Source organism: uncultured Nostoc sp. (assembly GCF_964245575.1).
In the GTDB taxonomy this organism is placed as follows: domain Bacteria; phylum Cyanobacteriota; class Cyanobacteriia; order Cyanobacteriales; family Nostocaceae; genus Nostoc.
The window spans coordinates 4293-12598 of sequence record NZ_CAXTNP010000236.1; the positions used below are offsets into that span (position 1 = coordinate 4293).

Genomic DNA, 8306 nt, shown 5'->3' on the forward strand with positions numbered 1-8306 from the left:
GGAAATGACACTATCAGTGGTACTGGTACTGGTGGTGCTGGTGGCGAAGGTTTCGCAGAGGGCACTACTAGTAATTACAGGATCACAAAAAAAAGCGGCTACGGCGGTACTGGAATCGGCATTAGTAACAGTGATAAACTAAGTACTGGTAAAGGAGAAGATACGCTCATCGGCACTGGTATTGCCGGCAGCAGCGGCAAATATATAATTTCCCCTATACCTAAACCTATTGATCCTGGATCTGTCCAGGTCATTCAAGATAACACCATCCCCACCGCACACAGGATCAGCACTACTAACATTGATAGCCAGAACAAGAACATCGAAGACACCACCATCATTACAGAACCGAGCAAAAGCAGCATCGGCATCCAGAACATTAAAAAAGCTATTATCACTACTGATGAGAACAAGGACACGATTGAGGGTTCTGCAAGTAGCTTGGAAGCAAACACCCTAGCCTATGGCATTTTCAATGACGGAACCATTGATACCGGTAATGACCATGACATCCTCATCGGACAAGCAACAACCACAATTGGTGGTATTGCCTATGGGATTTATGGGCAAGGAGTCATCAAGACTGGCGCTGGGAATGACAAAGTTACTGCTACTAGTAATATCGATAAAGTTCAACAGAAAGTCACTATTGGTGGCGGTATCCGCTTTGAACTAGGGACTGGGGATGACTACTTCAAAGGGTTCGGCGGAGCAATTGTTGATGGCGGAAATGGTTTTGACACCCTTGATATAAAGGCTTTCAAGCGTTCTGAAGTTAGTGTATCTGGTGTTATTTCTGGCAATAGTCTAAACCCTGCCAACATTACCTTCAACAACAATGGAAATCTGATTACCCTTTTAACAACTGGCTTTGAGAATTTCATCTTTGCAGATAGCTCTTTCTCTTACAGCAGTTTGACCTGAAAGGAGAATTACCACAATCAATAGATATCTGGTAAAAAAGAGACGTAGCACTGCTACGTCTCTACAATGGTTGTGGATAACGCATATTTAATGTTGTTTTAACTGTTTGAGAGTCTATAATTCCTGCGGATGGTTCAACCAAAGCGTCAGGGCGGCCGCATCATGTCAATAAGTAAAATATATTCTCAATAGGACTAAAAATAATGTCATTAACTCTTACTTATTGCGAAAACTTTAGGCGATCGCTTTGGGGCTTAAAAAATAATCAAGCGCGAAATCCTGGTTTTTTCGTTGGTTCTTACCCTTCGTTGTGATCAAGAGTAATTTAGATGCGTTTGCCCTGACCAAAGCGTCCTTCGAGTTGCCTGACTTGCGATGGCGTACCCGCCATGAGCCGGTGGCGATCGCAGAGGTTAAACAGTTCTATCTCAGTCTGTGTTTGTCGCATTAGCCGTAGGAAATGACCTTCAGTATCAACGCTTAGGGCAATGTAGTTGAGGAACATTTTCAGGTAGCCGACGCGCGATCGCTCTGGCATAATTGCTGCGGTTGGGGGAGCTATACCTGGGACGACATGGAGATTCGTAGCGTTCGACAAAGCATTACCTATCAAAAAATTGTTATTAATTCGTCATTGGGATGAAAGCTCATGGAGAAGCATTTCAGCCAGATACCCGATTTCAAAGTTAGGTTTGGACAACGGTTGACTTTAATCTCTCCAATTTGTACTGGAGTTTAGCAATCAGTAATTAAAACATAACCATTGCGCGTAGGCGCAAAGTAGCTTGTTGCCAAACATCGCTTTTTTCGGTTAGGTGTCAATCCTTGTGGTTAAAGGCAGTTCCCTTGCCTCTGCTGCTGTGGGAGAGCAGCAGAAGCGGATTGATCAGGATGCAGGAGCAATTGAGCCAAAATACAGTTGTCTAGTTTTATCGCGATCGCCATAACATCTGCCTTGATATTTCCAATCTTGTACTGCGGCTTGGCATACAGATACATATCTTGTACTGCCCATACTTTTTTAAGAAATAGTAAAAACTTACTTGAGCAAAGTACTTATTTTATCTGGAATATTTTATACTATCTTGATATTGGCTTGATATTTACTATTTTTAAGAAACTTAAGCTTTACACTCTCAAATAAACTTTACATCTTGACTATGTTTTTTTGAAATATATTAGTTTCCTTCACCATCTCTTAAATTAAAAGTCATTGATAATACCCATGTAGTAACAGATTAAGTGATTGATATTAGAGCAAGTAGTTGAAAAAGCGAACTTGTCTAATATTATGAATAAAAAATGGGCTGCTAAACGACTTACAATCAATCTCACATCAAGTGAGGCAGAGAAGTTGGAAAAATACTGTTCAATTACAGGTAGACCAGCAACCGATGTAATTCGGGAATTAATTCGCTCTCTGACAACTGAAGAAACACAAAACTAATTTCCGGGTTAACTAGCAATTGCTTGGCTTGGATTGGGAATCCTAAAGAAAGTTTTGAGTGATTTTTAGTAGAAATGGTTTTTAAACTTCGCTTGATTAGCCTGGGCAGTTTATTTTTAGCTCAAACAACACTACCTGTATTTGCTAATAACCTGACTGCTACAGTTGTAAGCGTCGGTGACGGTGACACTATACGTGTCAATACTAACAACAAAACTGTAACTGTTCGACTCGCTTGTATTGATGCACCAGAGATGAAACAAAGTCGTTGGGGTCAACAATCATCGGCAAGACTCAAACAGTTACTACCAGTAGGACAAGCAATCACCCTACGTGCTTTAGAAACTGATAAATACAAGCGCTTAGTTGCAGAGGTGTTTGTTGGTAATCGCAGCGTTAATGTGAATATGGTGCAAGAAGGACAATATGAAAGTGTATCCCCAATATCTCAAAAACTGTCTACAGTCGAAAGATAGTTTGTTGCTTGGCGAAAACACTGCTAAACAAAAGCGGTTAGTTTTCTGGAGCCAAGCTAATCCTGTGATGCCTTGGGACTTCCGCCACAAAGCTACTCAAAAGACAACTTCACAACCAACACAAGAGCAGCAACAGAATAACTGTGATCCCTCTTATCCAGATTTTTGTATCTTTAAAAATTCACCTGATTTGAATTGCCGAGATATTACCCAAAGAAGGTTTAAAGTGTTGCCACCTGATCCTCACGGTTTGGATCGAGATGGAGACGGTATCGGATGTGAGCGGTAAAAAATTATGTTTTAGGTAAATAGACATATATGAAACTTCTTAAAAAAATTTTAGCATTATGTTTTCTGTTATTCGGTATTCCGTTTTCTGCTGGAATGATTTGGAAAATTAGGAATCCCAAAACTGCTCCCCAAGACAAAGATAATGCTGTCGCTGCTTTAATTATTTTGACTATTCCCTCAACAGTTATGGGGGGCTGGTTGAGTTGGTCTTTAGTACAGCAGAATCAAAGAGAACAAGCATTACTGATTGAATCATCACAAAACCAGATTGAATTAGTGTTTTTAGAATTAATTGAAAACAAATCGGGAAAAATAACAGTATTGCAACTGGCAAGAAATGCTCAAATACCAACTCAGTCAGCTAAGGAATATCTAGATGAGAAAGCTAAGGAACTCAGTGCTGATTTTGAAGTAAATGAGGATGGAAATGTTTCGTATCGCTTCTCTTTGTGAGATTGTTCTGATTACAGCAGATTACCTGAACTTGATATAACAGCAAGCGTCGCAGCAATTCTTTTGCCCACCACTACGATTACAAAGTGCATGACCCTTAGCTGGTGCTTTGATTGTCGAAGGCTGTTGGATGTAGTACTGTTGGTAAGCCAAAGGTAGCTTCTCTCGGTCTTGTACCCTAAACCTTGCACCCTAGTTTTGGTTAATATAGAAATTCCCCTGACATTGCACATATTGTATGCCCAAGACTTGGAATCTAAAGATAGATAACTATTTTCAAGCCAACCCCAATTGCATTATCGCCACCGCGCATGTAGACTCGTTCCCGATAGACCTCCCCCTAGAACCGAACATCCGTGAGCCAAACCGCAAAAGCGCAACCTACAGACAAATCTTCGACTCACTGACGACCGAACCTGCAAAATTCTTCTCGCGTCACAGTGGAATCGTTCTGTCAGCTAATATTGCTAAACCTACTAAAAACAAAACTGAGCTAGAACTGGAAATTTTAGAAGCTAACGAGGGCGGTAGCGATGGGATTATCAACGGTGGTCACACAGTTTTGGCATTTGATTTCGCTAAAAATTACTTTTACGATTTAACCGAAGCCAGAGTAAAAGTTACGATCCACATTGGACTGACTGAAGAATCAGCCAAAGATATAGCCCTGGCTTCAAATACTACAACGCCAGTAGATTCTCGCTCCAAAGTCAACGCCAAGGGTGATTACAAATTCATCAAGCAGTACTTAGCTGACTTAGAACTCAAAGATGATAGGAAATTCCGCATCGCCTATTATCAAAACCAAAGTGGCGCTCCCAGAAATGCCCAGTGCAATGTCACCCATTTGCTCAAGCTCCTTTACTGCCTCGATAGAAATAAATACAATCCCGACGGCAATAAACGAACCAAACACCCAGCAGGGATGAGTCTTTCAAGTAACATTACAGATGCAGAAAGGGAAAGATTAACCGCCTTACTCCCTCTGCTATCTTTTGCTTTGTGGATAGAGCAAAGACTCTACGAAATAATCCAAGAACATATCAGCAACCCCAGAAGAAAGGGTGTTAACGACCTAGCATCAATTGATATACGTAAAACTACGTTGTTGCCAGATAGCAAGTATTCATTCGGGTTTGGTGCGCCAACCGACTTGGCACTACCGATAATTGCGTCCTATCGGGTATTTTTGGATCAAGACTATAAGTGGATTATTCCTTTTAACGAATTCGCCGAGGATTTCCTCCAACATCTGTGGAATAACTATTTCCGTAAATACTTGGTATCGGAGAAAACAGCAGGAAATACAGTCGGTACTAAAATCAGCCGCAATCAAGAGATTTGGGAAAGTTTGTATATCTCGGCGCAAAGTTATCTAAATCAGCACTTGATGCAAATGGTTAAATCCGGTAAGGAAGAAGAACCGAAGGTGACACAAGGTGCAAACAATCTTGGAAAAGGGAAAAGCAATGGACTCAACGCAACCACTGTCCCTAAATAAATAGCTTTCAATCTACAACATTATCTCGCTTTAAAGCAGCCGTCAATTCTCTCATAAACTCAACAAAAACGCGAACTTTAGCGGAGAGATAGCGTTTTTGCGGATACAACACGGAGATCGGTAATCCGACTTGGGTCGTGTAGGCTTGGAGAATCGGTTGGAGGTCGCCCCGTGCGATCGCGTTCGCTGCAATAAATTTGGGCAATTGCACCACACCTGCTCCTTGAATGACCGCCTCTAAAATGACTTCTGAGTTATCAAATCGCAGATAACTGTCAACGGCAAGGTGAATCGATTTTCCGTCTTGTTCAAACTTCCAGTTAGCTTCTCGCCGAGTCTGTGGATAGATAAAGTTGACACAGCGATGCTGCAATAGTTCTGTGGGTATTATGGGTGTACCATACTGGGCAAGATACTGCGGCGAGGCACAAGTGATGTAGCGTGCAGTTGCCAGGTGGTGCATGATTAAACTGCAATCGCTGCTGATTCCAATCCGCACAGTCGCATCAACGCCTTCCTCAATCAGATCGATCAGGCGATCGTTAAAAGAAACATTCAGATTTAGCTTTGGATATTGTGTGACAAATTGCAGCAGAGCCGGAGCGATATGTATTTTGCCAAACACAAAGCTCAGATCGAGCCGCAATGTTCCGAGCGGCATTGATTGCGATTGTTTGACTTCGAGTTCGGCTTCTTCCAAATCGTTGAGAATTTGCTCAGAGCGTTGATAAAATCGGTTGCCATCTTCGGTCAGTGTCAAACTGCGAGTTGTTCGCTGGAGCAAGCGCACCCCCAAGTCATCTTCCAAGCGCAATACGGCTCGACTCACGGCTGAAGGAGCCATACCTAACTGTCGTGCAGCCTGCGAAAAGCTGCCATATTGAGCGGAGCGGATAAAAATCATCAGGCTTTTGAGCTTGTCCATTAACCCAAACGCATCTTTGAATTTTTTGCACAACTATTTTGAATTTTAACTACTTTTTCTTTTTTTCTGTACAAGCTACTGTTTAGACAAGATAAATTTCAAATACACAAACAGCATAAAAAAAACAGACATGACACAGCAAACAACCGCAGAACAAATTATCTTAGTCACCGGAGCCACGGGCAATCAGGGCGGTGCAGTGGCGCGTCATCTTTTAAAGCGCGGTAACTTCAAGGTACGTGCCTTTGTACGCGATGCAAACAAGCCCGCCGCCCATACACTCCAACAAGCGGGGGCAGAACTTGTCGCCGGAGATTTTAGTGATCGCACGTCCCTTGATCGCGCTCTGCAAGGTGCTTATGGTGTTTTTTCATTGCAGACTTTTCTCAAAGAAGGCGGATTATCAGCCGAGATCCGAGATGGCAAAACCGTTGCAGACGCAGCTTCATCGGCAGGTGTCGAGCATTTCGTCTACAGTTCGGTGGGCAGCGCCGAACGCAACACGGGCATTCCCCATTTCGACAGTAAGTTTCAAGTCGAAGAGTACGTTCGATCGCTGGGCTTGCCCTACACAATCATGCGTCCGGTTTTCTTCTTTTACAACTACGCCTCGATGCGTCCAATGGTGGAGCAGGGCACGTTCTCCCAACCGCTCAGTCCTGAAACAAAATTGCAGCAACTTTCTGAAGAAGATTACGGGGCAATGGTCACTGAGGTATTCGATCGCCCCGCCGAGTTCTTGAACCGCGAAATCGAAGTCGCCAGTGTGGAGATGACCATGCCAGAAATCGCTGCCGCGTTCAGCCGTGTGTTCGGCAAAACCGTCGAATACCAGCAAATTCCGTTTGAAGCGTTTGAGCAGCAAGCCGGGGAGGAAGTGACCATTATGTATCGCTGGTTTGAGCGGACTGGCTACGCAGCAGATTTGGTGCAGTTACAACGTGAGTTTTCTAAGCTGACCAACTTTGAATCGTATTTGCGCGATCACGGCTGGTAAAACTCTTCGTAATTCGTAATTCGTAATTATTTATCTTTAAGTTTTTTGGTGGAAGCGACAAGGATTTTTCCAATTTCATTTGCAACATGGAAGGTTTATAATCCTTCCATGTTGCAGGAACTTTGCCCAGATAGTTGGAATAATTGCGTGGGTCTGCTTGTGGATACAAAATAGCGATAATATTAGCAGCTACCCACTCAAGTTTTTCTGCTGTACCGACGAATCGAACTTGTTGAGACTTAAACACAAAAACTGATAGGTATTACATAATTTAATCTTCCTTTCTCTTCACCCAATCACTTAAAACACCTATACAGTAAACGGTCAACGTTGATCTGATCAAAGTCTTATTTTTATGCTTGGCGACGTAACCGCCCTCTAATTCGTTCTGCTCAAAATAAACCCCAATTACGTCAAAAAGCTTATTAGCAACGTCCAAGGAAATTGATTTCGACCAAGACATATTTACCTTCCACCTAATCCCGGAAAAAACTTACTCCAAATATTTTGCTCTTTTGGCGCTGATTCATCTGAGCCGAAAACATTCTGTAGCCCTCGTTGATTACTCTGAATCTCCCGCATATTAAGAGAATGAATAGTTTGGGCTAACTCTGGATTCTCTTCTAACAGTTCGGCTTCAAGTGACAATTCTTGCTGCAACAGTTGGGCATTGCGGCGCAAAAACATCTGCTGATTGTGCCGCCGGATAATCTCCTCTTCAGTCAGGTGTAATTGTTCCTCAAAACTCAAATCGTCGTACTCGTTATACATTTTATTCAACTCTAATAATTCCAAAGTATTCTGTCGAAAGCTCCATCAAATATTTGAAAGCCAAACAATCACCGAAGGAGAGTGTATATTTGAGCAATAGTTTTGAAAACTTCTAGTATATTATCAGGCGTTACTTCAGTGAAACGATCAGCCAAATTAAATGCTGAGTTTTCCGAATCTGGCTCTAGGGGCATTGCATCAGCCCAGATGATTAATCCTCGCTTATCTAATTCTGCTAAAGAAATAGCATTAACCGCATCCACTATGGAATCAGGCGCATATTTTATTAATAGCTTAATCACCAAATAACACCTCCGTAAAGTATTTGATATCCCAGCCTCAATCTCGTGATGAATTCCTCTGTATTGCGATTGCCCCATACAGGATTACTACGACAAATAATCCAGTTAGTTGGACTATGACAAACAAGAGAATGACAACTGGCACACGTCGGAAATGTTGATATGGGACTTCCAAGGAATAAAATCACCAAGTACAATAATGATAATCATTGTTAGGGT

At 42.3% G+C, this 8306-nt stretch carries 9 protein-coding genes and 2 pseudogenes; 7 read left to right on the plus strand and 4 right to left on the minus strand.

Annotated elements, in window-relative coordinates:
- Positions 1-924 (plus strand): annotated as a pseudogene (locus ACFFAP_RS28640) (hypothetical protein); the annotation flags it as partial.
- Between the two features lie 325 nt (positions 925-1249).
- Here ACFFAP_RS28640 and ACFFAP_RS28645 read toward each other — a convergent pair.
- A pseudogene (locus tag ACFFAP_RS28645) lies at positions 1250-1477 on the minus strand (hypothetical protein); the annotation flags it as partial.
- A gap of 738 nt (positions 1478-2215) precedes the next feature.
- Here ACFFAP_RS28645 and ACFFAP_RS28650 point away from each other — a divergent pair.
- The 5 genes from ACFFAP_RS28650 to ACFFAP_RS28670 all read left to right on the plus strand — a co-directional run bounded on the left by ACFFAP_RS28650 (position 2216) and on the right by ACFFAP_RS28670 (position 5092).
- The gene (locus ACFFAP_RS28650; protein WP_375503618.1) at positions 2216-2371 is read left to right on the plus strand and encodes a CopG family transcriptional regulator; all 156 of its coding nucleotides are present in this window, start codon (positions 2216-2218) and stop codon (positions 2369-2371) included.
- Positions 2372-2445: 74 nt separating this feature from the next.
- Positions 2446-2847: a thermonuclease family protein gene (locus ACFFAP_RS28655; RefSeq protein ID WP_375514409.1), complete on the plus strand. Its 402-nt coding sequence runs from the start codon at positions 2446-2448 to the stop codon at positions 2845-2847.
- 4 nt (positions 2848-2851) lie between these two features.
- Entirely contained in the window at positions 2852-3136 is a 285-nt protein-coding gene (locus tag ACFFAP_RS28660; RefSeq protein WP_375514410.1) for a thermonuclease family protein, read from the plus strand.
- Positions 3137-3165: 29 nt separating this feature from the next.
- On the plus strand, positions 3166-3591 hold the full coding sequence (locus tag ACFFAP_RS28665) for a hypothetical protein (protein WP_375514411.1): 426 nt from the start codon (positions 3166-3168) through the stop codon (positions 3589-3591).
- Positions 3592-3829: 238 nt separating this feature from the next.
- Positions 3830-5092 carry an AIPR family protein gene (locus ACFFAP_RS28670; protein WP_375514412.1) on the plus strand — a complete coding sequence of 421 codons (1263 nt, stop codon included), beginning with the start codon at positions 3830-3832 and terminating at the stop codon, positions 5090-5092.
- A 7-nt stretch (positions 5093-5099) separates the two neighbouring features.
- On the opposite strand, the gene ACFFAP_RS28675 is transcribed toward ACFFAP_RS28670, so the two are convergent.
- Entirely contained in the window at positions 5100-6017 is a 918-nt protein-coding gene (locus tag ACFFAP_RS28675) for a LysR family transcriptional regulator (RefSeq protein ID WP_375514413.1), read from the minus strand.
- A 130-nt stretch (positions 6018-6147) separates the two neighbouring features.
- Here ACFFAP_RS28675 and ACFFAP_RS28680 point away from each other — a divergent pair, with 130 nt between their 5' ends.
- On the plus strand, positions 6148-7014 hold the full coding sequence (locus tag ACFFAP_RS28680) for an NmrA/HSCARG family protein (RefSeq protein WP_375514414.1): 867 nt from the start codon (positions 6148-6150) through the stop codon (positions 7012-7014).
- A gap of 465 nt (positions 7015-7479) precedes the next feature.
- On the opposite strand, the gene ACFFAP_RS28685 is transcribed toward ACFFAP_RS28680, so the two are convergent.
- Both ACFFAP_RS28685 and ACFFAP_RS28690 read right to left on the minus strand, forming a co-directional pair.
- Positions 7480-7785, minus strand: coding sequence for a hypothetical protein (locus ACFFAP_RS28685; protein WP_375514415.1), 306 nt, complete (start codon positions 7783-7785; stop codon positions 7480-7482).
- Positions 7786-7853: 68 nt separating this feature from the next.
- Positions 7854-8165: a hypothetical protein gene (locus tag ACFFAP_RS28690; protein WP_375514416.1), complete on the minus strand. Its 312-nt coding sequence runs from the start codon at positions 8163-8165 to the stop codon at positions 7854-7856.
- Positions 8166-8306: the final 141 nt, after the last annotated feature.

Coding starts and splice junctions, on each gene's coding strand:
- ACFFAP_RS28685 (WP_375514415.1), bottom strand. CDS start 7,785: ATGTATAACGAGTACGACGATTTGAGTTTTGAGGAACAATTACACCTG.
- ACFFAP_RS28665 (WP_375514411.1), top strand. CDS start 3,166: ATGAAACTTCTTAAAAAAATTTTAGCATTATGTTTTCTGTTATTCGGT.
- ACFFAP_RS28655 (WP_375514409.1), top strand. CDS start 2,446: ATGGTTTTTAAACTTCGCTTGATTAGCCTGGGCAGTTTATTTTTAGCT.
- ACFFAP_RS28690 (WP_375514416.1), bottom strand. CDS start 8,165: ATGGGGCAATCGCAATACAGAGGAATTCATCACGAGATTGAGGCTGGG.
- ACFFAP_RS28670 (WP_375514412.1), top strand. CDS start 3,830: ATGCCCAAGACTTGGAATCTAAAGATAGATAACTATTTTCAAGCCAAC.
- ACFFAP_RS28650 (WP_375503618.1), top strand. CDS start 2,216: ATGAATAAAAAATGGGCTGCTAAACGACTTACAATCAATCTCACATCA.
- ACFFAP_RS28675 (WP_375514413.1), bottom strand. CDS start 6,017: ATGGACAAGCTCAAAAGCCTGATGATTTTTATCCGCTCCGCTCAATAT.
- ACFFAP_RS28680 (WP_375514414.1), top strand. CDS start 6,148: ATGACACAGCAAACAACCGCAGAACAAATTATCTTAGTCACCGGAGCC.